General features: G+C 42.7%; 2 protein-coding genes. Both read right to left on the reverse strand.

The window, feature by feature from the left end; all coding sequences use genetic code 11:
- Positions 1-183 (reverse strand): hypothetical protein (locus QMD21_07930; GenBank protein MDI6856692.1); only part of this gene is annotated, 183 nt, incomplete at its 3' end.
- Between the two features lie 13 nt (positions 184-196).
- Positions 197-508 (reverse strand): DUF1186 domain-containing protein (locus QMD21_07935; GenBank protein MDI6856693.1); only part of this gene is annotated, 312 nt, incomplete at its 5' end.

The following is a 508-nucleotide window of genomic DNA, read 5'->3' on the forward strand; positions in this document are numbered from 1 at the left end:
AGGTGCATTTCCGATAACGGCTCCAGCATATATGACGTTGCCGAAGGCAATGTCCCGAAGGGCCGGGGCGTTCAGCCCCAGCGTATATACGCCTGCTAAGTGACCGGAGCGATAGCGAGGGCGAGCAACCCGAAGGGTTGCGAAGAGTTGCACTGTGCGAATTTTATCTATTCTATTATCCATATTACACACCAATTTAACGGTTCTCGATCGATCCACAGCATTTTTTATATTTCTTCCCACTTCCACAAGGACAAGGATCATTTCTTCCTATCTTTTTACGCTTCGATTTTGTTTCTAACGGTTTAAAAGGCTTAGTCTTCACTTTCTTTTCAGGCTGAAAGCAAGCCCACCATTCCATGCAGTTTATGGTATCATCTATGAATTGATAGTGGACATCGTTTTTGAGGCGGCTAAAATTTTTTCCCCATCCCATAGAAAGATATTCGTCCACATTTTCTAAATTGATAAAGAACGAATCGACTAAATCGTCTTCATAAGCCTTTTT

The sequence above is a fragment of the Candidatus Thermoplasmatota archaeon genome, from assembly GCA_030018475.1.
In the GTDB taxonomy this organism is placed as follows: Archaea; Thermoplasmatota; JASEFT01; order JASEFT01; family JASEFT01; genus JASEFT01.